This is a genomic window from Stutzerimonas stutzeri (genome assembly GCF_000219605.1).
GTDB lineage: Bacteria > Pseudomonadota > Gammaproteobacteria > Pseudomonadales > Pseudomonadaceae > Stutzerimonas > Stutzerimonas stutzeri.
In genome coordinates this window covers 2375539-2400400 of record NC_015740.1, presented here as the reverse complement: position 1 = coordinate 2400400, position 24862 = coordinate 2375539, and the positions used below count along the sequence as shown (strand labels likewise).

Genomic DNA, 24862 nt, shown 5'->3' with positions numbered 1-24862 from the left:
AAGCATCAGAATCAACGCTAAAGGAATATGGCGTTATGCACCCAGTGCCCATGGATAATAGGCGAACAATGCCGGGGCACCACCGGTGTGCAGAAACAGCAGCGGGCCCGTTCCGGGGAAGGCGCCCCGGGCCAGCCCGTCGAGCAGGCCGGCGAAGGCCTTACCGGTGTAAACTGGATCGAGCAGCACGCCTTCCTGTTCGGCCAGCAGGCGGATCGCGGCCAGAGTGGCGGCATTCGGTTCACCGTAGCGCGGGGCGAAATACTGGTCCCACAGTTCGACCTGCAGTCCCGCTGGAACCTGGACGCCGAGCAGCTCGGCGGTGCGCTGCAGCAGCTCCTCGACCTTGGGCCGCTGTGTCGCCTGTGGCCGCGACACCGTGACCCCGACCACCCGGCTGCTCGGCCGGGCATGCGCTAGCGCCAGCGCCAGGCCGCTGTGGGTTCCGGCGCTGCCGGATGCGAGGGCCACGGCGGCAAAATCCTCGCCCGCGCCATGCATCTGCTCGGCCAGCTCCAGGCCGGCGCGTACATAGCCCAACGCACCAAGCGCATTGGAGCCACCGATGGGCACCAGGTAGGGTTTGCGCCCAGCGCTGCGCAGACGCTGGGCCGCCGCCTGCAGCAACTCATCGGCGTTATCCAGGTTGGCGACCGCTTCGACCTCGCTGCCGAACAGGTCGAGCAGCAGGCGGTTGCCGTTGCCTAGGTAGTTGTCCTCGTTCGTGCCCAGCGGATTCTCCAGCAGCGCCAGGCAGCCAAGACCCTGTCTGGCCGCCAGGGCTGCGGTCTGGCGCACATGGTTGGATTGGATGGCACCGGCGGTTACCAGCACATCGGCGCCCAGAGCCAGGGCGTCGGCACCGAGGTATTCGAGCTTGCGCGCCTTGTTGCCACCGAGGGCCAGCGGGGTGAGGTCTTCGCGCTTGATCCAGATATCACGGCCCAGATGACGCGACAGTCGCGGCAAGTGTTCCAGGGGCGTGGGGGTGGTAATCAATTCAAGGCGCGGGAAGTGGGCGAGGGCGTCGGTGAGCATCGGGCAAGCTTCTGAACAGGGACGAATCATCACTGTAGAAGGCAATCTGAAGGTGCAGCAAGGCGATATGGGCGCAGTGCTGACAGGCCGCGCATCGCCACGCATGTCAGCCGGCTTCACAGGCCTAGGTGCAGGCTTGTTACTCTTCGGTCGCTACACCAGAGCCCGGTGAAGCCAGGGCAGACTCACCCGTCGCAGGAGAACCCGTGTGGCTCGCGTTGACTTGAAGGTTCCGTTTGCGGAGAAGGACGAGGCTAAAGCGCTTGGGCCCGCTGGGATCCACAGGCAAAAGTCTGGTACGTGCCCGAAGGCAACGAAACGGCGCCAACCTAGAGACAGCCTCTGTCCGAAGCGGTGCACGGCGATGGTGCGCTATGGGCTTGTTGACCGATTAGTTAAGAAATCGGCGACTGGTCGCCCGGGTTCAGGGGCGCACCTCATATTGCTGCTTTGATGCGGAGACTACGGAACCTGTCCCATCGCCGTTTGCGTTGCTCACTGGCGGGCTCAGTCGGGCGGCAATGGGTTCATCCCCGTCGCCACAGGCGGCTCAGTCGATGCCAGGCGGAGTGTTGTAGCTCTGGTGGTTCAGGCCAGTGGGCCTTCTTGCTTTCGCATTGCACGATGCCGTTGGTGCCAAGCCTCAGGCGCCACCGCTGGGCCGATGGAAAGTGCTCGCCCGGATTGGTGTGCAACAGCAACAGGTTGTAGTCGTGCTGCTTCTCGATGGGGTGGGCCTGGACTGAACCTTTGTTGTCGTCGCTAGCGGAATCATCGCCTTCAGTCTGGGCGAACAGCTTGTTGTGGCTCGCCTGGATCATTGCGCAAAGCTGTTCGCAATCCAGCGTGAGTCGCTCCCGAATCTCGTCGTGCTCCAGTGCTGCCTTGTCCAGGGTCATGAGCACGCGATAGCAGATGATTTGCCGCTCCTCGTTGGTCGCCCACTTGCCCGAGTGTTCTCGAACTAACGGTGGCAGATCGGGCAGCTTGCGATAGTCGAGCCAGACCCGTTGCTGCGCGAGTACCTTGCGGGTGTAGGGCATCAGCAAGCGAATCTTCCAGCGCGGCTTGCCTTTGCGCAGTCTGCGGGTGATGGCCGTGATCATGTCGTCGCGCAGCAGATCGCGAACGGCATAGACCAGCGCGATCACCAGCAGAAGGGTGAGCGAGAGTTTCTCGCTGGCGCCGCGCGCGTTGAACAGGAAGTACGTGAAGAACGACATGATCAGCATCGTCGACATCGCCTTGACCAGCTTGTGGGTGCCGGCCCCCAGCTCCGTGACCTTCGAGCGCAACATCACCGGATACTCCAGCAGCCGGTGATACAGCGCCATGCGGTTCCATATCCGTGTCGGGGTTCCGTGGAAGTCGCTCAGGTACTCGCGCTCCTTGCGGTATCTGCGTTCCTGGCGCAGGAATTCCGCCACCGATTGCTTGAGCTCTTCATCGATGGCCGCGTAGCCCTCTAGGGTCATGCTTTCCAGCAGGAATTGCTCGGCATGCCATGAGAAATAGATGTCCATCTGACGGAAGTAGCGCTGCTGATTGCTCTGTTTCGGGTTGGATTTGCGCAAACGTTGCGCAAAGTTCTGACTAAGCCGCAGGGCACGCGCTATGGGCTCTGCCACAGCCCCGGACGTGAGCATCTGCTGGCGCAGCCGCTCCATTGAAGCCTGATACTGGAAGAACCAGGAGCCATACATGATTTCGTAGTGCGGAGAGAGCAGTACGAAGGATTGGTCGGCCTTGCTGATGCGGTCCTTCGATGGCATGCCCAGCAGCCCGAAACTGTGCGTCAGGGTAGTAAAGAAAAACTGCTCTTCCGACAGGGTCCATGCCGACAGGTTGCTTTCGTGCGGAGTGAACAGATACAGCTCGATCTTGTGCCGTCCAGGCTGCTTCAGCGTGCGGGTCAGCTGCAGACGGAAATCACCTTTGCGCTTGAGTGAAAACACGGAACCCCCAATGACCGTGGAACGCCGCCAGCTTACCAAGCTTCCGCTGGGAGGTACGCCAAGTGGCGGGCGGGCACGGCGCTGACCGGCTATCGGCTTGTAAGTGATTAGTTAGAAATGGGCGGATGGCGGTCGCCCGGATTCAAGGCAGGCTCCACACGCTCATATATAAAAGCCGGCAGCGCTGTTGGGAGCGCCGCTAGCCGCCGCTGCTTTGTTGACGTTCACCACGGCGGGTCTTCATTCGAGGCATCGGAGAAGTAATGCCTTGTTCCCGCCATGCGCCTCCTCTCCGGCTTGCTGACGGGACCGCTCGATCACTGAAAATCGCGGCTACGCACATCGAGCCCTGTGAGCAGGGGCGTGAGGTCGCTCAGGCGGCCGGCGATGAGATGTCGTACGCCGCTGGCCGACTCCAGATGGCCATCCACACGAAGCAGTTGAGACTGGAGCAAGGGTCGCCTCTGGCGCTCGGCCAGGTCGCGCCAGACCACCACGTTGACCATGCCGAACTCGTCCTCCAGGGTGACGAAGATGACACCGCTGGCGGTCTGTGGGCGTTGTCGGCCGATCACCAGGCCGGCAACGCTGACCGGGCGGCCGTGCTCGATCGTGCCCAGTTCCCGTGAACTGCGGCAGCGCCGGGCCTTGAGCTCATCTCGTAGCAGGAGCAAAGGATGTGGCCCCAGCGTCGTGCCAAGGGTCGCGTAGTCGTTGAAAAGGTCTTCGCCCACCGAAGGCAATGGCAGGTTGATGGAGGTTTCCTCCGGTGCGGGCAGGCTGGCGAACAGCGGCAGCTGTGGTTCGATTCCGGCGACGGCCCAGCGCGCTCGATGGCGATGGCCGGCCAGGCCGCGGAGGGCGCCGGCATCGGCGAGCTGCTCGCGCGCACGCGGTTCGAGCTCGGCGCGAAGGCACAGGTCATGGATATCTGTGAATGGCTGGCGTTGGCGTGCGGCTTCGATGCGCTGGGCATCGGTTTCCCGAAAGCCGCGCACCATGCGTAGCCCCAGGCGGATGGCCGGCTGTGCCTGGCGGCTTGGCTCGAGGCTGCAATCCCAGCCGCTGTGGCGAACGTCCACCGGGCGGATTTCCAGCCGGTGGCGACGGGCGTCCTGGAGAATCTGGTCAGGGTTGTAGAAGCCCATCGGCCAGCTGTTGATCAGGGCGCAGGCAAATGCAGCCGGCTCGTGGCGTTTCAGCCAGCAGCTGGCATAGGTGAGCAGGGCAAAACTCGCCGCGTGTGATTCGGGAAAACCGTAGCTGCCGAACCCTTTGATCTGCTCGAAGATCCGCGCGATGAAATCGGGCTGGTAGCCTTTGGCGAGCATTCGCTCGGTCAGTCGCACGCGGTGAGGCTCCAGGCTGCCGTGACGCTTCCAGGCGGCCATGGCACGGCGCAGCTTGTCGGCCTCGTCTGGAGTGTATTCGGCCGCCACGATCGCCAGTTCCATCACCTGTTCCTGAAAAAGGGGCACGCCAAGGGTGCGCTCGAACACCGGTTTCAGTTCTTCGGACGGGTAATCCACCTCTTCTTCCTTGTTACGTCGGCGCAGGTAGGGATGCACCATGTCGCCCTGGATCGGTCCGGGGCGGACAATGGCGACCTGGATGACCAGGTCGTAGAAGGTCTTCGGGCGCAGGCGTGGCAGCATGGCCATCTGTGCACGTGATTCGATCTGGAACACGCCGATCGTATCGGCCCGACTGATCATCTCGTAGGTGGGCTTGTCCTCCGCGGGCAGCGTGGCGATGGTCCAGCGCGTGCCGCGATAGTGTTCGATCAGGTCGAAACAGCGACGTATCGCGCTGAGCATGCCCAATGCCAGCACGTCGACCTTGAGCAGACCGACCGCATCGAGGTCGTTTTTGTCCCACTGGATCACCGTGCGGTCGGCCATGCTGGCATTCTCGATCGGCACCAGGGTGTCGAGCGGCTGTTCGGAGATCACGAAGCCGCCAGGGTGCTGGGACAGGTGACGGGGAAAGCCGATAAGCGCATCGGTCAGCACCAGGACCCGGCGCAGAACCGGATTGTCCGGGTCGAAGCCGGCCTCGCGCAGTCGCGAGTCGTCGGGTATGTGCTCACTCCAGCGTCCACAGCAGCCGGCCAGGGCGTTGATCTGGTCCGGCGGCAGGCCCAGCGCCTTGGCGACATCCCGCAGGGCGCCGGTGGCGCGGTAGCTGCTGGCGACGGCGGTGAGGGCGGCGCGATTACGCCCGTAGCGCTGAAAGACGTACTGGATGACCTCCTCGCGGCGGTCGTGCTCGAAATCCACGTCGATATCGGGCGGCTCGTTGCGCTCGCGGGAGAGGAAACGCTCGAACAACAGTTTGCTGCGCACCGGGTCGAGTTCGGTGATGCCCAGTACGAAGCAGACGCTCGAGTTGGCCGCCGAGCCCCGACCCTGGCAGAGAATGCCCCGCTCGCGGGCGAAGCGAACGATGTCATGCACGGTCAGGAAATAGCTTTCGTAATGCAGGTCGCCGATCAGCTCCAGTTCATGTTCGAGCTGCGCGCGGGCCTTTTCCGGGATGCCGTCCGGCCAGCGCCAGCGTGCGCCATCCTCGACCAGCTTGCGCAACCATGAGGTGGAGTCATGTCCAGGCGGGACCAGTTCGTGGGGGTAGTGATATTTCAGCTGGTCGAGCTGGAAATGACAGCGCTGGCTGATGCGAAGGGTTTCGCTGAGCAGTGCGGCCGGATAGAGCTGGGCCAGCTCCTCGCGCGACCGCAGGTGGCGTTCGCCATTGGGAAAGAGGTGGCATCCGGCCTCGGCGACCGGCAGATGGTGGCGGATGGCGGTCATGCAGTCCTGCAATGCCCGGCGACCGCGGGCATGCATGTGCACGTCGCCACAGGCCACGGCGGGTATGCCCAGGCGTGAAGCCTGGGTCAGGGACTGCCGCAGCTGCAGCGCGTCGTCCGGCCCTCGATGCAGTTCGATGCCGAGCCACAGCCGCTCGCGAAAACGCTCGAGCAGCCATCGACCGTCGGTGTCGGCGCCGGCGTGACCGGGCAGCCAGATCGCCAGCAGTCCCTCTAGCGACCCTTCGCTCAGGTCTTCGCGCAGCGCCTGGTAACGACCTTTCTCGGCCCTTCGGCGGGCACGGGTGATCAGCTGGCACAAGGCCTGGTAGCCGGTCAGGTTCTCCACCAGCAAGACCAGTTTGGGCCCGCCCTCGATCTGCACCTCGCTGCCAATGATCAGCGGCAGACCGGTGTCCTTCGAGGCCTGCCAGGCGCGCACGATACCGGCCAGGCTGCATTCGTCGGTGATCGCCAGAGCGTCATAGCCCTGGCGCTTGGCACGCTCGAAGAGTTCGCGCGCGCTGGATGCACCCCGCTGGAAGCTGAAGTTGGACAGGCAGTGCAGCTCGGCGTATTTGGCGTTCATGCGAACCAGCCGTGCAGCAGCAGCGGCCCTCCGGTAAGGGCGCGAAACGCCCAACCCTGTTGGCCGGTAGTGGTTTGCACCCGATAGTAGTCGCGCCGCGCGTCGGCACCATCCCACCAGCCGGACTCGATGCGCTCGGGGCCAGCCAGGGTGAGCAGACCCTCTTCGCGCAAGGGCTGCGGGGTGTTCAGCAGCCAGCCGGGGCGCAAACCTACTTGGGGCAAGGGTTCGGTGTGGGCGAGGCTGCCTTCCCGCCAGGCGCATTCCGGGCGGTGGTCCGCTCGTGCGCTCAGCGAGACTACGGCGTCGTCACCCAGTCGGGCGCGGAGGCGTTCGCGCAGTTGCTCCCAGGGCACATTCTGCTGCGGGCGCTCGTCGAACAAGGCCTGATGGGCCGGCGTGAAGGCTGGCAGATCGCGAGCCAGCAGACGCACGGCCAGGACGGGGGCCGGCAGTTGCAGATGCTCGAGGCGGCCACGGGTCAGTTCGAACAGCATGGCGGGCTCGCGTTCGGTACTGAGCAGGCCGACCGGCACCTCGCTGTCGGGCAGGGTGCGATGTTCCAGGTACAGACTGAAACGCTGGACGCCGCTGTCCCGCCCGGCGAGAAAGGCGGCCAGGTCGGCGGTCAGTCTGCGCAATGGAAACAGCAGGGCCTGGTGGGACTCCACCTCGAAATTCAGTTCGATGCGGGTGTCGAAGACATCCGGCGGGCGGTAGAACTCCAGAGGTAGCGGCCGATGCCCGAGCAGGGTGTCGAGCTGGGCCAGCACTTCGGCCGGAAAGCGTCTGGCCAGGCTGTCGCGCGGCAGGGCGAGCAGTTGATGAAGATGGCGCAGGCCCATGCGTACCAGCGATGTGCTGACTTCGCGGGGCAGGCCGAGGCGCTCGATCGGCAGTGCCCCGAGCGCCTGATGCAGCGCGGCCGTATCGGTCACGGCCAGCCCATCATGGGCATTGGCGAGGACGCGCGCGGCCGCCGGGTTGGGTGCCAGGGTGATGCGGTGGCGGAAGCCCAGGCCTGTGAGCTCCTCGCGCAGACGCTTCTCGAATCGTGGCCAGGGGCCGAACAGGCCGAGGCTGGAATGCACCTCCAGCAGCAGACAGCGCGGATAGTGCAAGCTGACCTGGGCGCTGTAGCCGTAACCCCAGGCCGCCAGAAACTGCTGCCAGCGTTCGATCATCAGCGGGTCGTAATCGGCAGTGGCGAAGTCGTGGGTCAATGCCTGGGCTGCGACCAGCGATTGCCCTGGCTTGAGGCCGAGCTTGCGGGCGGCGGTGTTGACGGCCTGCAGCACGCGGCGCTGTGGCGGGCCGGCGAGCAGAACCAGTGGTGCGGCGGCATCGTCGCGGTGGCGCAGGATGCCGTCCATGGCCAGTTGCGGCAGTAGAATGCAGGCCCAGAGCATCGTCGCACCTATTGCCAGGCGCTGGCTGGTAGCGGCCGGGCCGGAGCCAGGCCGCCGCGGCACTTGATGACCCGCAGCTGCACCGGCTGTGCTTCCAGGGTCAGGCGCAATGCCGCAGGCGACGAATTTTCCGCTTCGCGCAGCGGACGATAGGCAAAGGCCAGGGTCTGGCCGGTTTCGGCGGCTATCTGCAGTCGCCGCAGGGCGCGGTCGTCGGCCTGTCGCGGCCAGCACAGCACCGCGGCGCAACTGCCGGAGCGCAGGCACTGTTCGGCGCTCCACAAGGCATCGCGGTCCTTGGCCTGGACGATGACCAGATGGCGCAGATCCACTCCAGCCGCAAGCCAGGCCTGGGGGCAGGGACGATGGGGCGGGGCGACCAGCACGACACGTTCGCCTGCGCTGGTCAGCCTGGCGAGCGTCGGCCACAGCAGGCGTAGCTCGCCGATCCCCGGGGCTGCGAAAAGGATTTCGCTGAGTGCCGAATCCGGCCAGCCGCCAGCGGGCAAGAGCGCATCCAGCATGGCATGTCCGGTCGGTTGGGCCGCCGTAGGAGATGCAACGGACTGGCCACGCCAGATGCGGCGAGCATCCAGCAGGCGGTCAAGGGCGACCACGGAAGACATGAGTACGGCATCCAGATAACTGTATATAGATACAGTATTAGGCGGCTCGTGCCTGGTCAAGTTGGCTCGGATGGACGCGCGTACCCGGTGGGTCTGCTGACAGGTCGAGCGGCGCTGCCCGGGGAAAACAGCCAGCACCAGGCATCAATAGCCGTCGCTTGTACTTGGAAAATCAGTGCATTAGCATTCGCGCCCGGGATGCGAGGCCTCACTGTTCCCGGCCATATCGAGATAGAAAGCCCGGTTCGGTCGCGAGCCGGGCTTTTTCTTTGCTGTGCGGGGCGCATCATGGGTCCTGCTTCGACGAAGCTGAACGAGGGAAATGCCATGCGCGAGCGCCTGCTGGCCGCGGAAAAGGTGAAATCGATCGAGTGGCATGGCGATCGCCTGAGCCTGCTCGATCAGCGCAAGCTGCCGACCGAAGAGGTCTGGCACAGCTGCGATTCTGCCGCTGCGGTCGCTGACGCCATTCGCAACATGGTCGTGCGCGGCGCGCCTGCCATCGGCATCAGTGCGGCCTATGCGCTGGTCCTGGCTGCCCGTACGCGCATGGCGGCCGGTGATGATTGGCGGCAGGCGCTGGAGGAAGATGTCGCGCTCCTTGCCGCATCGCGTCCCACGGCGGTCAATCTGTTCTGGGCGCTGAATCAGATGCGCGAACGCCTCGAACGCCTCAAGCCAGGCGAGGATCCTTGCGCGGCGCTGGAGGCCCAGGCCATCTCGATACATGAGAGCGATCGGGAGGCCAATCTAGCCATGGCGCAGTTCGGTGTCGACCTCATTCGTCGCCATCAGGGCAATCCGCAGAACTTGCTTACTCACTGCAACACCGGTGCCCTGGCGACCGGCGGTTTTGGCACCGCGCTCGGTGTCATCCGCGCGGCGCATCTCGACGGGCTGGTGGAGCGCGTCTACGTGGACGAAACCCGCCCCTGGCTGCAGGGTTCTCGCCTGACCGCCTGGGAGCTGCTGGGCGATGGCGTGCCGGCCACGTTGAACGTCGACTCGGCGGCCGCCCATCTGATGAAGTCGCGCGGTATTTCCTGGGTGATCGTCGGGGCGGATTGCATCACTGCCAACGGCGATGTGGCGAACAAGATCGGCACCTACCAGCTTGCGGTGCTGGCGATGCACCACGGCGTGCGTTTCATGGTGGTGGCGCCCAGTTCGACCATCGACATGGCTCTGGAAAGCGGTGACGAGATCCTCCTCGAGGAGCGTGCCGGCAGCGAGCTGCTGGAGGTCAATGGCCAGCGCTTTGCCGCCGAGATCGAAGTTTTCAATCCCGTGTTCGACGTGACGCCGGCCGATCTCATCGATGCCATTGTCACCGAGAAGGGAGTGGTCGAGCGCCCGAACGCCGCGAAGATGACCGAATTGATGAACCGCAAGCGGTTGCACTGAAATCGCTGCCGACCTTGCGCGCCATCTCGATGGCTGCGCATGTCCTTCGCCTCGGCAAGCTCTGCGAGGCTCCTGCCTGAGGGGCTCCAGGTTATTCCGCAAGGCTCGCTGGCTCGGTTTTGCTGTGCGCAAGGCTCAGCTTATGGCCGCCGTCTGTGTTACCATCCCGCGCTTATCGCAGGACCCTGCTGACTATAAGGAACCAGGCTTCCATGGGCGAACTGGCCAAAGAAATCCTCCCGGTCAATATCGAAGACGAGCTCAAGCAGTCCTACCTTGATTACGCCATGAGCGTGATCATCGGCCGTGCGCTGCCGGACGCGCGCGATGGCCTGAAACCGGTGCACCGTCGCGTGCTCTACGCCATGAGCGAGCTGGGCAACGACTGGAACAAGCCGTACAAGAAATCCGCCCGTGTGGTCGGTGACGTGATCGGTAAGTACCACCCGCACGGCGACTCCGCGGTGTACGACACAATCGTGCGTATGGCGCAGCCGTTCTCGCTGCGCTACATGCTGGTCGACGGTCAAGGCAACTTCGGTTCGGTCGATGGCGACAGTGCCGCGGCCATGCGTTACACCGAAGTGCGCATGGCCAAGCTGGCGCACGAGCTGCTGGCCGACCTGGACAAGGAAACCGTCGACTGGGTGCCCAACTATGATGGCACCGAGCAGATTCCGGCAGTCATGCCGACCAAGATACCCAACCTGCTGGTCAACGGTTCCAGCGGTATCGCGGTCGGCATGGCCACCAACATTCCCCCGCACAACCTGGGAGAAGTCATTGATGGTTGCCTGGCGCTGATCGACAACGCCGATATCACCATCGATGAGCTGATGCAGTTCATTCCCGGCCCTGACTTCCCCACCGCGGGCATCATCAACGGTCGCGCCGGCATCATCGAGGCCTATCGCACCGGTCGTGGCCGCATTTATATCCGTGCGCGCGCCGATATCGAGGACATCGACAAGGTCGGCGGCCGTCAGCAGATCGTCATCACCGAGCTGCCGTATCAGCTGAACAAGGCGCGGCTGATCGAGAAGATCGCCGAGCTGGTGAAAGAGAAGAAGATCGAAGGCATCACCGAGCTGCGTGACGAGTCCGACAAGGACGGCATGCGTGTAGTCATCGAGCTGCGTCGTGGCGAGGTGCCGGAGGTGATCCTCAACAACCTCTATGCCCAGACCCAGCTGCAGAGCGTGTTCGGCATCAACGTGGTGGCGCTGGTCGATGGCCAGCCGCGCACGCTGAACCTCAAGGAACTGCTGGAAGCCTTCGTCCGTCACCGCCGCGAAGTCGTCACCCGGCGTACCGTGTACGAACTGCGCAAGGCGCGCGAGCGCGGGCACATCCTTGAAGGCCAGGCAGTTGCGCTGTCCAACATCGATCCGGTGATTGCCCTGATCAAGGCCTCGCCGACGCCGGCCGAAGCCAAGGATGCGCTGATCTCCACTGCCTGGGAGTCGAGCGCGGTCGAGGCGATGGTCGAGCGCGCCGGGGCAGACGCCTGCCGCCCGGAGAATCTGGACCCGCAGTATGGTCTGCGCGACGGCAAGTATTTCCTCTCGCCGGAGCAGGCCCAGGCGATCCTCGACCTGCGTCTGCACCGCCTGACCGGTCTCGAGCACGAGAAGCTGCTCGCCGAGTACCAGGAAATTCTCACCCAGATCGGTGAGCTGATCCGTATCCTGACCAATCCGGTGCGGCTGATGGAAGTCATCCGCGAGGAGCTCGAGGGCGTGAAGCGCGACTTCGGCGATGCGCGGCGCACCGAGATCCTCGAGTCCCGTCTGGATCTGACCCTGGCCGACCTGATCACCGAAGAAGAGCGCGTCGTCACCATCTCCCATGGTGGCTATGCCAAGTCCCAGCCGCTGGCCGCCTATCAGGCGCAGCGCCGCGGTGGCCGTGGCAAGGCCGCGACCGGGGTGAAAGAAGAGGACTACGTCGAGCATCTGCTGGTCGCCAACAGCCATACCACGCTGCTGCTGTTCTCCAGCAAGGGCAAGGTCTACTGGTTGAAGACCTACGAGATTCCCGAGGCCTCGCGCACCTCGCGTGGGCGTCCGCTGGTCAACCTGTTGCCGCTGGACGAGGGCGAGCGCATCACCGCCATGCTGCAGGTCGATCTCGAGGCCCTGCGCAAGCAGGCTGCCGAGGGTGACGAGGAACTGGACGACGCCGAAGGTCTGGTGATCGAGCATGACGACATCGACGATGTCGAGGGCGACGACGACAGCGATGAGAAGGACGAACCCACCGGTGCCTACATCTTCATGGCGACGGCCAAGGGGACGGTCAAGAAGACACCGCTGGTGCAGTTCAGTCGGCCTCGTACTTCCGGTCTCATCGCACTGAAGCTGGAGGAGGGCGACACCCTGATCGCCGCCGCCGTGACCGATGGTGCCCAGGAAGTGATGATGTTCTCCGATGGAGGCAAGGTCATCCGCTTCAAGGAAAGCAAGGTTCGCATCATGGGCCGCAATGCCCGCGGTGTGCGTGGCATGCGTCTGCCGGAAGGGCAGCGGATCATCTCGATGCTGATTCCGGAGCCCGACGCGCAGATCCTCACCGCCTCGGTGCGCGGTTATGGCAAGCGCACGGCGATGGAAGAGTTCCCGCGACGCGGTCGTGGTGGCCAGGGCGTCATCGCCATGGTGACCAACGAGCGCAACGGTCCGCTGGTCGGTGCCGTACAGGTGCTCGAGGGCGAGGAGATCATGCTGATCTCCGACCAGGGCACGCTCGTGCGGACCCGCGTCGACGAAGTCTCCTCGCTGGGTCGCAACACCCAGGGCGTCACGCTGATCAAGCTGAGCAAAGGCGAACACCTGGTCGGTCTGGAGCGGGTGCAGGAGCCGTCCGAGGAAGAGGTGCTGGAAGACATCGAGGCGCTGCTCGATGACGATGCCCTCGAGAAGGAAATGCCGGTCATCAGTACCGAGCCGAGCGAAGACGAATTGCTTGGCGGTGGCGGCGATGTGTCGCCGGACGTGGTGCCGACCGACGACGAAGACTGATTGGCGATAACGCCATCCGATAGAAAGCAGCACACCGGGCAGACGGTAGCGAGGCGGTCGGTAAAGAAACCGGCCGTCGAGCCCGGGATTCAATATCGAGCAAGAGCGAGAGAACAGCAGTGAGCAAACGCGCCTTTAACTTCTGTGCCGGTCCGGCTGCGCTTCCCGAAGCCGTCCTTCAGCGCGCCCAGGCGGAGCTTCTCGACTGGCATGGCAAGGGCCTGTCGGTCATGGAAATGAGCCATCGCAGCGACGATTACACTGCCATCGCCGAAAAGGCGGAGCAGGATCTGCGCGATCTGCTGGCGATTCCGTCGAACTACAAGGTGCTGTTCCTGCAGGGCGGGGCCAGCCAGCAGTTCGCCGAGATTCCGCTGAACCTGCTGCCCGAGGGTGGCGTGGCCGACTATGTCGATACCGGCATCTGGTCGCGCAAGGCGATCGAGGAGGCCCGTCGTTTCGGGCACGTGAACGTCGCGGCGACTGCCAAGCCTTACGACTACTTCGCGATTCCCGGACAGAACGACTGGCAGCTGAGCGATGGCGCGGCCTATCTGCACTACGCCAGCAACGAGACCATCGGCGGCCTGCAGTTCGATTGGGTACCGGAGCTGGGCGATACCCCACTGGTCGTTGACATGTCGTCGGACATCCTTTCGCGGCCGATCGACGTGTCGAAGTTCGGCCTGATCTATGCCGGGGCGCAGAAGAACATCGGCCCGTCCGGGCTGGTGGTGGTCATCGTCCGTGAGGACCTGCTCGGCCACGCACGCTCCGTCTGCCCGACCATGCTCGATTACAAGATCGCCGCCGACAATGGCTCGATGTACAACACCCCGGCGACCTTCTCCTGGTATCTCTCGGGGCTGGTTTTCGAGTGGCTGAAGGAGCAGGGCGGCGTCGAGGCGATGGAAAAGCGCAATCGCGCGAAGAAGGACATGCTCTACGGCGCCATCGATGCCAGCGATTTCTACACCAACCCGATCGCCGTTAACGCGCGCTCGTGGATGAACGTGCCGTTCCGCCTGGCCGATGAGCGCCTGGACAAGGCCTTCCTGGCTGGTGCCGACGCGCGTGGCCTGCTGAACCTGAAAGGTCATCGCTCCGTGGGCGGCATGCGCGCCTCGATCTACAACGCTGTCGGCCTGGATGCGGTCGAGGCGCTGGTGGCCTACATGGCCGAGTTCGAGAAGGAGCACGGCTGATGAGCGACGCCGATCAGCTGAAGGCGCTGCGGGTTCGAATCGACAGTCTCGACGAGCGTATTCTCGAGCTGATCAGCGAGCGCGCCCGCTGTGCCCAGGAAGTGGCCCGGGTCAAGACCGCTGCGCTGGCCGAGGGCGAGTCGGCGGTGTTCTACCGCCCGGAACGCGAAGCCTGGGTGCTCAAACACATCATGGAACTCAATCGTGGGCCGCTCGACAATGAAGAGATGGCCCGCCTGTTCCGTGAGATCATGTCCTCCTGCCTGGCGCTCGAGCAGCCGCTGCGCGTGGCCTATCTGGGGCCGGAAGGGACGTTCTCTCAGGCCGCCGCGCTCAAGCATTTCGGCCATGCGGTGATCAGCACCCCGATGGCGGCGATCGATGAGGTGTTCCGCGAAGTGGTCGCCGGTGCGGTGAACTTCGGCGTGGTGCCGGTGGAGAACTCCACCGAAGGCGCGGTCAACCACACGCTGGACAGCTTCCTCGAGCACGACATCGTTATCTGTGGCGAGGTGGAGCTGCGCATCCACCATCATCTGCTGGTGGGCGAAACCACCAAGACCGATCGCATTACGCGCATCTATTCCCATGCCCAATCGCTGGCGCAGTGTCGCAAGTGGCTCGATGCGCATTATCCGAACGTCGAGCGGGTGGCGGTTTCCAGCAATGCGGATGCGGCCAAGCGGGTCAAGAGCGAGTGGAACTCGGCCGCCATTGCCGGCGACATGGCGGCCCAGCTGTACGGCCTGACCAAGCTGGCGGAGAAGATCGAAGACCGCCCGGACAACTCCACCCGCTTCCTCATCATCGGTAACCAGGAAGTGCCGCCGACCGGCGACGACAAGACGTCGATCATTGTCTCGATGCGCAACAAGCCGGGTGCGCTGCACGAGCTGCTGGTGCCGTTCCACACCAATGGCATCGACCTTACCCGGATCGAGACGCGGCCGTCGCGCAGCGGCAAGTGGACCTATGTGTTCTTCATCGACTTCCTCGGCCACCACCAGGATCCGCTGATCAAGGACGTGCTGGAGAAGATTGGCCAGGAAGCCGTGGCGCTGAAGGTGCTGGGTTCCTACCCCAAGGCAGTACTTTAATTGCGGCTCCGGGCTTCAGGAGCAGGTGGCAGGCGACAGGCTTGTGCCTGCCGCCTGAGCCTGCAGCCTGAGGCCTAACCAATGAGTTGTGATTTCCTTGCCCTGGCGCAGCCGGGCGTGCAGAAGCTGTCGCCTTACGTACCAGGCAAGCCGGTCGATGAGCTGGCGCGCGAGTTGAAGCTGGACCCCGCCGGAATCGTCAAGCTGGCCAGCAATGAGAACCCTCTGGGGCCCAGCCCGAAGGCGCTGGCAGCGATCCAGGCCGAGCTTTCCGAGTTGACCCGCTACCCCGACGGTAACGGCTTCGTGCTCAAGCAGCGCCTTGCCCAGCGTTATTCGGTGGGTGTCCACCAGGTCACGCTAGGCAATGGTTCCAACGACATCCTCGAGCTGGTCGCCCGTGCCTATCTGGCACCGGGGCTCAACGCCGTGTTCAGCGAACACGCCTTCGCCGTCTATCCGATCGCGACCCAGGCCGTCGGCGCCGAGGGGCGTGCTGTCGCGGCGAAGAACTGGGGGCACGATCTCGACGCGATGGCCGATGCCATCGACGAGAACACCCGGGTCGTCTTTGTCGCCAACCCCAACAACCCCACCGGGACCTGGTTCGATGCCGCTGCGTTGGGTACTTTCCTCGCGCGCGTGCCAGCCCATGTACTGGTGGTGCTGGACGAGGCCTATATCGAGTACGCCGAAGGTCAGGAGCTGCCTGATGGGCTGGCCTACCTCGCCGACTATCCCAATCTGCTGGTTTCGCGCACCTTCTCCAAGGCCTATGGCCTGGCGGCCCTGCGCGTCGGCTACGCCATCAGCTCGCCGGTGATCGCCGACGTGTTGAACCGCGTTCGCCAGCCCTTCAATGTGAACAGCCTGGCGCTGGCCGCCGCCTGCGCGGCGCTGGATGACGTCGATTATCTGGCAGCCAGCCGCCGGGTGAACGACGCCGGGATGGCTCAGCTGGAGCGCGGCTTCCGCCAGTTGGGGTTGGAGTGGATTCCCTCGCGGGGCAATTTCATTGCGGTGGATTTTGCCCGCGATGCTGCACCGATCAATCAGGCACTCTTGCGCGAGGGTGTGATCGTGCGGCCGGTAGCCGGTTACGGAATGCCGACATTCCTGCGGGTTTCCATTGGTACCGAGCGTGAGAATGCACGTTTTCTGGACGTGCTGACGCAGGTACTGCAGCAGTGAGCCCAGCCGCCGTGGAACAACGAGCCGCACCTGTCATCGATCGCCTGGTGGTGATCGGGCTCGGGTTGATTGGCGGTTCGTTTGCCAAGGGGCTGCGTGAGTCCGGCCTTTGCCGCGAGGTGCTCGGCTTCGATCTGGATGCCCGCTCGCGTGAACTGGCGGTCGAGCTGGGCGTGGTGGATCGCTGTGCCGACACGCTGGCCGAAGCCTGCCGTGACGCCGACGTTATTCAGCTCGCCACACCCATCCTCGCCCTGGAACGACTGCTCGGCGAGCTGGCGAAGCTCGACCTGGGCTCCGCCGTGATCACCGATGTCGGCAGCGCCAAGGGCAATGTGGTGCGCTGCGCGCGTAACGTGTTCGGCGAGATGCCGTCGCGTTTCGTTCCCGGCCATCCCATCGCCGGATCGGAGCTCAGTGGTGTCACGGCGGCCAAGAGCACGCTGTTCCGCCGCCACAAGGTCATACTGACTCCGCTGAAGAACACCGATCCGCAGGCGCTTGCGCTGGTGACCCGGCTTTGGGCGGCGCTCGGTGCCGATGTCGAGCACATGGACGTGGCGCACCACGACGAGGTGCTGGCCGCCACCAGTCACCTGCCGCACCTGTTGGCCTTCGGTCTGGTTGATTCGCTCGCCAAGCGCCATGAGAATCTCGAGATCTTCCGCTACGCGGCGGGTGGATTTCGTGATTTCACCCGTATTGCCGGTAGCGACCCGGTGATGTGGCACGACATCTTCCTCGCCAATCGCGAGGCGGTGCTGCATACCCTAGATGATTTTCGTGCCGACCTCGACGCCCTGCGCGCCGCGGTCGATGAAGGAGACGGGCACAGGTTGTTGGGCGTGTTCACGCGCGCCCGGGCTGCCCGGGAACATTTCAGCAAAATACTGGCTCGCCGAGCCTATGTGGACGTTATGCATTCCAATGACCTCGTTTTCCTCGCCAACCCTGGCGGCAGCCTGACCGGCCATTTGCGTGTTCCAGGCGACAAATCCATTTCGCATCGTTCCATCATGCTGGGTTCCCTGGCGGAAGGGACCACCGAAGTCGAGGGTTTTCTCGAAGGTGAAGACGCCCTCGCCACGATTCAGGCGTTCCGTGACATGGGTGTGGTCATCGAAGGCCCGCAGCAGGGGCGGGTGACCGTCCATGGCGTTGGCCTGCATGGTCTGAAGCCGCCGCCTGGCCCGATCTATCTGGGTAACTCCGGCACCTCCATGCGCCTGTTGTCCGGCTTGCTCGCGGCGCAGCCGTTCGATACCACCCTTACTGGCGATGCCTCGCTGTCCAAGCGCCCGATGAATCGCGTCGCCAAGCCGCTGCGCGAGATGGGCGCGGTCATCGAGACGGCTGCCGAAGGTCGTCCGCCGCTGACCATTCGTGGCGGCCAGCGTCTGTCCGGTATGCACTACGACATGCCGATGGCCAGCGCACAGGTCAAATCCTGTCTGCTGCTGGCCGGCCTGTATGCCGCCGACCAGACCTCCGTCACCGAGCCTGCACCGACTCGTGATCACACCGAGCGGATGCTGCGCGGTTTCGGCTACCCGGTAACGGTCGAAGGACGCACCGCGATCGTCGAGCCGGGGCACAAGCTGCGTGGCACCCATATCGAGGTGCCGGCGGATATCTCCTCGGCGGCCTTCTTCATGGTCGCGGCCAGCATTGCACCGGGCTCGGAGATCGTGCTCGAGCATGTAGGGGTCAACCCGACTCGTACCGGTGTGATCGACATCCTCAAGCTGATGGGCGGCGATATCACTCTGGAGAACCTTCGCGAGGTGGGCGGCGAGCCTGTCGCCGATATCCGCGTGCGTGGTGCGCAGCTCAAGGGTATCGACATTCCCGAAGACCTGGTGCCGCTGGCCATCGACGAGTTTCCTGTGCTCTTCGTTGCCGCGGCATGCGCCCAGGGTCGCACCACCTTGCGCGGTGCCGAGGAGCTGCGCGTCAAGGAGTCGGATCGTATCCAGGTCATGGCCGACGGGCTGCAGACGCTGGGTATCAAGGCGGAACCGACACCCGACGGCATCGTCATCGAGGGTGGCATGATCGGTTCCGGTGAAGTCTGGGCGCACGGTGATCATCGTATCGCCATGTCGTTCAGCGTCGCTGCGCTGCGCGCCAGCGGTCCGATCCGCATCCACGATTGCGCGAACGTGGCGACCTCGTTCCCCAATTTCCTGGACCTGGCTCAGCGGGCCGGGATGCAGGTTCAGGCGGAGGGCGCCTCATGATCAAGCCTGTACCAGTCATCACCATCGACGGGCCTAGCGGCTCGGGCAAGGGAACCGTTGCTGCGCTGCTCGCGGGCAAGCTCGGCTGGAATTTTCTCGACTCCGGCGCCCTGTACCGTCTGCTGGCATTCGCTGCGCGTAATCACGGCGTCGATCTGACCAACGAGGAAGCCCTGAAGGTACTTGCCGAGCATCTGGATGTGCAATTCGGCGCTGCCCGCGATGGGCATGGCATGGTCATCATTCTGGAAGGCGAGGACGTCACCGAGGCCATTCGCAACGAGACCGTCGGTGCGGGTGCTTCCCAGGTCGCGGCGTTGCCGGTGGTTCGGACCGCGCTGTTGCAACGGCAGAAGGCCTTTCGCGAGGCCCCCGGCCTGGTTGCCGACGGGCGCGACATGGGAACCGTCGTGTTCCCCGATGCGCCGCTGAAGATCTTCCTCACTGCAAGTGCGGAAGAACGTGCGCGCAGACGCTACTTGCAGTTGAAGGCGCGTGGTGATGATGTTAATCTCGCGAGTCTTCTTGAGGAGATTCGGGAGCGCGACGAGCGCGATACCCAGCGTGCGGTGGCACCGTTGAAGCCGGCAGAAGATGCCATTCAGCTCGATTCCACTACACTTTCCATCGAAGAAGTGCTGCAAAGGATTCTGAGCGAAGTCGCCGATCGCGACTTGGCTGGATGATCGGAACGCCGAAAGGCGGCCAAACGGACTTCGAGGTCAGCGCAGCCGGTAGGCGCGCCTCGAGCCGTTAACAAGGAGGCATGTGGGAGACCAGATCCAGTCCCGCAGGCCTTTTTTTATATGAATGAACCCACATTGTCTGGAATGTGGAGATTGGGCGGATTCTCGCCCGAAAACAGCAGGAATCAACATGAGCGAAAGCTTCGCAGAACTTTTTGAAGAAAGCCTTAAATCCCTCGACATGCAGCCGGGCGCCATCATCACCGGCATCGTGGTCGACATCGACGGTGACTGGGTCACCGTACATGCCGGCCTCAAGTCCGAGGGCGTCATCCCGGTCGAGCAGTTCTACAACGAGCAGGGCGAGCTGACCATCAAGGTGGGTGACGAGGTCCACGTTGCTCTGGACGCGGTTGAAGATGGCTTTGGCGAAACCAAGCTGTCCCGTGAAAAAGCCAAGCGCGCGGAATCCTGGATTGTTCTGGAAGCGGCTTTCGCTGCAGAAGAAGTGGTCAAGGGCGTCATCAACGGCAAGGTCAAAGGTGGCTTCACCGTCGACGTCAACGGCATTCGTGCGTTCCTGCCGGGTTCGCTGGTCGATGTCCGCCCTGTGCGCGACACCACCCACCTGGAAGGCAAAGAACTCGAGTTCAAGGTCATCAAGCTCGACCAGAAGCGCAACAACGTTGTCGTTTCCCGCCGCAGCGTGCTGGAAGCCGAGAACAGCGCCGAGCGCGAAGCTCTGCTGGAATCCCTGCAGGAAGGCCAGCAGGTCAAGGGTATCGTCAAGAACCTCACCGACTACGGTGCGTTCGTTGACCTGGGCGGCGTCGATGGTCTGCTGCACATCACCGACATGGCCTGGAAGCGCATCAAGCATCCGTCCGAGATCGTCAACGTTGGCGACGAGATCGATGTCAAGGTGCTGAAGTTCGACCGCGAGCGCAACCGCGTATCGCTGGGCCTGAAGCAGCTGGGCGAAGACCCATGGGTTGCCATCAAGGCGCGTTACCCGGAAGGCACCCGCGTCATGGCCCGCGTCACCAACCTGACCGACTACGGCTGCTTCGCCGAGCTGGAAGAAGGTGTCGAAGGTCTGGTGCACGTCTCCGAAATGGACTGGACCAACAAGAACATCCACCCGTCGAAGGTCGTTCAGGTCGGCGACGAAGTGGAAGTCATGGTTCTGGACATCGACGAAGAGCGTCGTCGCATCTCCCTGGGCATCAAGCAGTGCAAGTCCAACCCGTGGGAAGACTTCTCTGGCCAGTTCAACAAGGGCGACCGCATCTCCGGCACCATCAAGTCGATCACCGATTTCGGTATCTTCATCGGTCTGGACGGCGGCATCGACGGTCTGGTTCACCTGTCCGACATCTCCTGGAACGAGCCGGGTGAAGAAGCCGTTCGCCGCTTCAAGAAGGGCGACGAGCTGGATACCGTTATCCTGTCGGTCGATCCGGAGCGTGAGCGTATCTCCCTGGGTATCAAGCAGCTGGAAGACGATCCGTTCTCCAACTACGCCGCCGTCAATGACAAGGGCAGCATCGTTCGCGGTACCGTGAAAGAAGTTGACGCCAAAGGCGCCATCATCGATCTGGGCAACGATATCGAAGCGACCCTGAAGGCGTCCGAAATCAGCCGTGACCGCGTTGAAGATGCGCGCAACGTGCTGAAGGAAGGCGACGAAGTCGAAGCCAAGATCATCAGCATCGACCGCAAGTCCCGCGTGATCAGCCTGTCCATCAAGTCCAAAGACGTCGAAGACGAGAAGGATGCGATGAAAGAGCTGCGCACCAAGCAGGAAGTTGAAAGCACCGGCCCGACCACCATTGGTGATCTGATCCGTGCTCAGATGGAAAACCAGAACTAAGTTCGGTTCTTCATGAAAAAGGGCGACTTCGGTCGCCCTTTTTTGTGCCTGCGATTCCACGTGATGGAGCGCCCCGCCTCGGCGAGAGCTGTCAGCCTTTGGCCTTTTCCATGGCGAGCGCCTGGTTGACCGCGAGCCAGCCGTCTACAGACTGTTCCCCCACGTCATCGAAGGCGCGCTGTAGCAGCCTGACCTGTTCCCGGCGCAGTGCTTGCTCGAGCTTCGCTCCCTCGGCGGTGAAGCGCAGCATGCGTTTGCGCTTGTCGTCCTCCGCCGTGAGGCTTTCCACTAGATGCATTTCGATCAGTTGGCGCAATGGTGTGTTCAGCGCCTGCTTGGTAACGCCCAGGTAGCTCAGCAGTTCCTTGACGCTCAGGTCGGGATAGCTGGCGATAAAGAACAGGATGCGGTGATGCACGCGGGACAGACCGCGACGGGCCAGCATCTCGTCAGGCTTTGCCGTGAAAGCCTGATAGCCGAGAAAGAAGCTTTCCATTATCTGGCGCTGCACGGCGCTTTTTTTTAGGTCAGGCATATTGACGTATTTATTATGAGAGGCGTAATTTCGGTCAAGAAGTTTGACTTATTTTGCAACGCCTCGCACCTGGTATGGAAATGGCCTTCTCCGAACGTATTACTCGCCTGAAAAGCTCCCTGATTCGTGAAATTCTCGCCGCAGCCCAGCGTCCTGAGGTGATGTCCTTTGCCGGTGGGTTGCCGGCTGAGGCGATGTTACCCGCGGTGGATTGGGCCGAGCTGCCTGCGAGCATGGGGCAATACGGCATGAGCGAAGGCGAACCCGCCCTTCGCGAAGCCATCGCGGCTCAGGCCCGGGCGCTCGGCGTGCCCTGCGAGGCCAGCCAGGTGCTGATTGTCAGTGGGTCGCAACAGACGCTGGATCTCGCCTCGAAGCTGTTCATCGACTCGGGCACCGAGGTGCTGGTCGAGGCGCCGACCTATCTCGCCGCGCTGCAGTCGTTCCAGCTGTTCGGTGCACAGTGTCTGGCCGTTGCGCAGCAGGCTGACGGACCGGATCTGGCGGCACTGCGTTCCACGCTGGAGCAGCACGCTCCGGCTTTCGCCTACCTGATTCCGACCTTCCAGAATCCTTCTGCGGTCCGTTACAGCGAAGCCAAGCGTGAGGCCGTTGCCGGGCTGCTGGATGAATACGGTGTGACCTTGCTGGAGGACGAGCCGTACCGTGAACTGGTGTTCGACCAGGGCAGTGCCAGGCCCATCGTGTCGCGCCTCAAGCGGGCCAGCTGGATCTACACCGGCACGGTATCCAAGACGCTGCTGCCCGGTTTGCGGGTAGGCTACCTGATCGCGTCTGCGGACCTGTTTCCTTATCTGCTGCGCCTCAAGCAGTCGGCAGACCTGCATACCAATCGGATCGGGCAATGGCAGGCGTTGCAATGGCTGGGCAGCGACCATTACCAGGCGCATCTCGGACAGTTGCGCGAGTTCTACCGAGTCCGCCGCGATGCCATGCAGGCGGCGCTGACGGAGCACTTCAGCGATCTGGCGACCTGGGAGTTGCCGCAGGGCGGGCTGTTCTTCTGGTTGACGCTCAAGCAACCGCTTGACACGCGAACGCTGCTCAATCGGGCGCTGGCCGAGGATGTCGTGTTCATGCCCGGCGAGCCGTTCTTCGTCGAACCGGACGCGAACCCCGGCTATCTGAGGCTGAATTTCAGTCATGTCGCGGCTGAGCGCATGGACGAGGGACTACGCAGGCTGGCCCAGGTCATTCGCGACGCCGGTGCGTTGGAAGCTGCGTGAGGAGTTATTGCCGGCCCGCGCCGCGGGTCGATCGGGAGGGGAGACCATGTTGAAAGTCTATGGCGATTATCGGTCGGGTAATTGCTACAAGATCAAGCTGATGCTGCACCTGCTGGACCAGCCGTACGAGTGGATTGCGATCAATATCCTTCGAGGCGAGACGCGCTCGGAGGAGTTTCTCAAGAAGAATCCGAACGGCAAGATCCCGGTGCTGGAACTCGAGGACGGCTCCTGTCTATGGGAGTCCAACGCCATCCTGAACTACCTGGCCGAGGGCAGCGAGTTCCTTCCGACCGATCCGCGCCTGCGCACTCAGGTGCTGCAGTGGCAGTTCTTCGAGCAGTACAGTCACGAGCCGTTCATTGCCGTGGCGCGGTACATCAAGGTCTATCTGGGTATGCCGGAAGAGCGGCGTGAGGAATACGAGGCCAAGCAGCTCGACGGCTATCATGCCCTTAACGTGATGGAGCAACAGCTGCTGCGCACGCCGTATCTGGTGGGTGATCACTATTCCATCGCCGACGTTGCGCTCTACGCATACACCCACGTGGCGGAAGAGGGTGGTTTCGATCTGGAAGGTTATCCAGCGATCCGTCGGTGGCTGCAGCGCGTTGCGAGCCATCCGCGGCATGTAGGCATGTACGATTGAGGAGCGAAAAAGACAGGGCCGTGAAGGCCCTGTCTTCTCTGTGCTACTTCACCAGCCCGAGAAACTCGCTACGAGTAGCGGCATTGTCGCGGAACTGACCCAGCATCACCGATGTGACCATGGAGGAATTCTGCTTCTCGACACCGCGCATCATCATGCACATGTGCTGGGCTTCGATGACCACGGCTACACCGGAGGCTCCGGTGACCTGCTGCATCGCTTCGGCGATCTCACGGGTCAGGTTTTCCTGAATCTGCAGTCGGCGCGCATACATGTCGACGATCCGGGCGACCTTCGACAGGCCAAGCACCTTACCGTTGGGCAGGTAGGCGACGTGCGCCTTGCCGATGAAAGGCAGCATGTGGTGTTCGCAGAGCGAGTACAGCTCGATGTTCTTGACCAGCACCATCTCGCTGTTGTCGGAGCTGAACAGAGCGCCGTTGGTCACCTCTTCGAGGGTCTGCTGGTAGCCCTTGCACAGGTACTGCATGGCTTTGGCGGCGCGTTTGGGTGTGTCGAGCAGACCCTCGCGGTTAACGTCCTCGCCAAGTTGGCCAAGGATCGCGGTGTAGTGTTGTTCCAGGGACATTGAGCTACCTGTCAGGCATAGGGTCGCGAACGCGAAGGGTAGGGGGCTGCCGCTCTGCTGGCAAGCCTGTCGAGCGACTGGCGTGAGCCGAGCAGTCATTCGTCGCGCCCTTCCAGCATGGTGCGCTTGAGCACCACGTAGAGTGCGCCGGTCCCACCATGACGCGGCAGGCAGGACGTGAAACCAAGCACCTGTGGGTGTTGCCGCAACCAGGTGTTTACGTGGCTCTTGATCAATGGGCGCTTGCCATCCAGCCGCGCGGCCTTGCCATGAGTCACGCGGACGCAACGGACTTCGAAGCGGGTTGCTTCGGCGATGAAGTCCCACAGCTGTTCGCGGGCCTTTTCCACTGTCATCCCATGCAGGTCCAGGCTGCCTTCGAACGGTATCTGGCCGGCCTTGAGCTTGCGCATCTGTGCGTCCTGCACGCCGTCACGCGCCCAGTAGAGCTCATCCTCCGCGCCGACGTCGATGACGAACTGGTCCGACAGTCCGTCGACGCGCGTCGAGTCGTTGCTGAGCGTGGCGTTGCTGCGGCGGGTCGCGATCTGTTCGCGGTTGCTGCGGACCTTGCCGGTCTCGGCACGGTCATGGGTCATCGGCTTGACACCGCGCACGGCCGATTGGAAGAGGGAAAAATCGTCGTCGTCTTGCATGGGGCCTCCAAACAGAAGGCCAGTCTACCCCAGCCACTGCCGCG

General features: G+C 63.1%; 18 protein-coding genes and 1 pseudogene. 11 read left to right on the top strand and 8 right to left on the bottom strand.

Features of this window, described 5'->3' with window-relative positions; translation table 11 throughout:
- Positions 1-33: 33 nt before the first annotated feature.
- Positions 34-1038, bottom strand: a complete 1005-nt coding sequence (locus tag PSTAB_RS11115; RefSeq protein ID WP_013982973.1) for a D-cysteine desulfhydrase — start codon at positions 1036-1038, stop codon at positions 34-36.
- A gap of 208 nt (positions 1039-1246) precedes the next feature.
- Between PSTAB_RS11115 and PSTAB_RS22135 the strand changes: the two are divergent.
- Positions 1247-1371 (top strand): annotated as a pseudogene (locus PSTAB_RS22135) (DUF5710 domain-containing protein).
- 194 nt (positions 1372-1565) lie between these two features.
- Here the strand turns inward: PSTAB_RS22135 and PSTAB_RS11110 are convergent.
- The 4 genes from PSTAB_RS11110 to imuA form a co-directional block, all read right to left on the bottom strand.
- Entirely contained in the window at positions 1566-2993 is a 1428-nt protein-coding gene (locus tag PSTAB_RS11110) for a hypothetical protein (RefSeq protein ID WP_011913468.1), read from the bottom strand.
- Between the two features lie 317 nt (positions 2994-3310).
- Entirely contained in the window at positions 3311-6391 is a 3081-nt protein-coding gene (locus PSTAB_RS11105; RefSeq protein ID WP_013982972.1) for an error-prone DNA polymerase, read from the bottom strand.
- The gene (locus PSTAB_RS11100; protein ID WP_013982971.1) at positions 6388-7800 is read right to left on the bottom strand and encodes a Y-family DNA polymerase; all 1413 of its coding nucleotides are present in this window, start codon (positions 7798-7800) and stop codon (positions 6388-6390) included. Before PSTAB_RS11100 ends, PSTAB_RS11105 begins: the two co-directional genes overlap by 4 nt.
- Before the next feature lie 8 nt (positions 7801-7808).
- Positions 7809-8426: a translesion DNA synthesis-associated protein ImuA gene (imuA, locus tag PSTAB_RS11095; protein ID WP_017245657.1), complete on the bottom strand. Its 618-nt coding sequence runs from the start codon at positions 8424-8426 to the stop codon at positions 7809-7811.
- Between the two features lie 327 nt (positions 8427-8753).
- Here imuA and mtnA point away from each other — a divergent pair, with 327 nt between their 5' ends.
- From mtnA to rpsA, 8 genes are all read left to right on the top strand, one after another.
- Positions 8754-9830: an S-methyl-5-thioribose-1-phosphate isomerase gene (gene mtnA, locus PSTAB_RS11090; protein WP_013982969.1), complete on the top strand. Its 1077-nt coding sequence runs from the start codon at positions 8754-8756 to the stop codon at positions 9828-9830.
- Positions 9831-10042: 212 nt separating this feature from the next.
- The gene (gyrA, locus tag PSTAB_RS11085; protein ID WP_013982968.1) at positions 10043-12850 is read left to right on the top strand and encodes a DNA gyrase subunit A; all 2808 of its coding nucleotides are present in this window, start codon (positions 10043-10045) and stop codon (positions 12848-12850) included.
- 119 nt (positions 12851-12969) lie between these two features.
- A complete protein-coding gene (gene serC / locus PSTAB_RS11080; protein ID WP_013982967.1) occupies positions 12970-14055 on the top strand; it encodes a 3-phosphoserine/phosphohydroxythreonine transaminase in 1086 nt (361 codons plus the stop codon).
- On the top strand, positions 14055-15152 hold the full coding sequence (gene pheA / locus PSTAB_RS11075) for a prephenate dehydratase (protein ID WP_011913461.1): 1098 nt from the start codon (positions 14055-14057) through the stop codon (positions 15150-15152). The genes serC and pheA overlap by 1 nt, the downstream gene beginning before the upstream one ends.
- Positions 15153-15233: 81 nt before the next feature.
- Positions 15234-16343, top strand: coding sequence for a histidinol-phosphate transaminase (gene hisC / locus PSTAB_RS11070; protein ID WP_013982966.1), 1110 nt, complete (start codon positions 15234-15236; stop codon positions 16341-16343).
- An 11-nt stretch (positions 16344-16354) separates the two neighbouring features.
- On the top strand, positions 16355-18583 hold the full coding sequence (locus PSTAB_RS11065) for a bifunctional prephenate dehydrogenase/3-phosphoshikimate 1-carboxyvinyltransferase (protein WP_013982965.1): 2229 nt from the start codon (positions 16355-16357) through the stop codon (positions 18581-18583).
- A complete protein-coding gene (cmk, locus tag PSTAB_RS11060; RefSeq protein ID WP_011913458.1) occupies positions 18580-19269 on the top strand; it encodes a (d)CMP kinase in 690 nt (229 codons plus the stop codon). Before PSTAB_RS11065 ends, cmk begins: the two co-directional genes overlap by 4 nt.
- Before the next feature lie 190 nt (positions 19270-19459).
- Entirely contained in the window at positions 19460-21142 is a 1683-nt protein-coding gene (rpsA, locus tag PSTAB_RS11055; RefSeq protein WP_013982964.1) for a 30S ribosomal protein S1, read from the top strand.
- 91 nt (positions 21143-21233) lie between these two features.
- Here the strand turns inward: rpsA and PSTAB_RS11050 are convergent, their stop codons facing one another.
- Positions 21234-21677 (bottom strand): MarR family winged helix-turn-helix transcriptional regulator, encoded by a 444-nt coding sequence (locus PSTAB_RS11050; RefSeq protein ID WP_011913456.1) that lies wholly within the window; start codon positions 21675-21677, stop codon positions 21234-21236.
- Positions 21678-21757: 80 nt separating this feature from the next.
- Here PSTAB_RS11050 and PSTAB_RS11045 point away from each other — a divergent pair, with 80 nt between their 5' ends.
- The gene (locus tag PSTAB_RS11045; RefSeq protein WP_041771944.1) at positions 21758-22924 is read left to right on the top strand and encodes an aminotransferase-like domain-containing protein; all 1167 of its coding nucleotides are present in this window, start codon (positions 21758-21760) and stop codon (positions 22922-22924) included.
- 46 nt (positions 22925-22970) lie between these two features.
- A complete protein-coding gene (locus tag PSTAB_RS11040; RefSeq protein WP_013982962.1) occupies positions 22971-23573 on the top strand; it encodes a glutathione S-transferase family protein in 603 nt (200 codons plus the stop codon).
- Between the two features lie 43 nt (positions 23574-23616).
- On the opposite strand, the gene folE is transcribed toward PSTAB_RS11040, so the two are convergent.
- Together folE and PSTAB_RS11030 are read right to left on the bottom strand one after the other, a co-directional pair.
- Positions 23617-24162, bottom strand: coding sequence for a GTP cyclohydrolase I FolE (gene folE / locus PSTAB_RS11035; protein WP_011913453.1), 546 nt, complete (start codon positions 24160-24162; stop codon positions 23617-23619).
- A gap of 95 nt (positions 24163-24257) precedes the next feature.
- Positions 24258-24818, bottom strand: a complete 561-nt coding sequence (locus PSTAB_RS11030) for a Smr/MutS family protein (RefSeq protein ID WP_013982961.1) — start codon at positions 24816-24818, stop codon at positions 24258-24260.
- Positions 24819-24862: the final 44 nt, after the last annotated feature.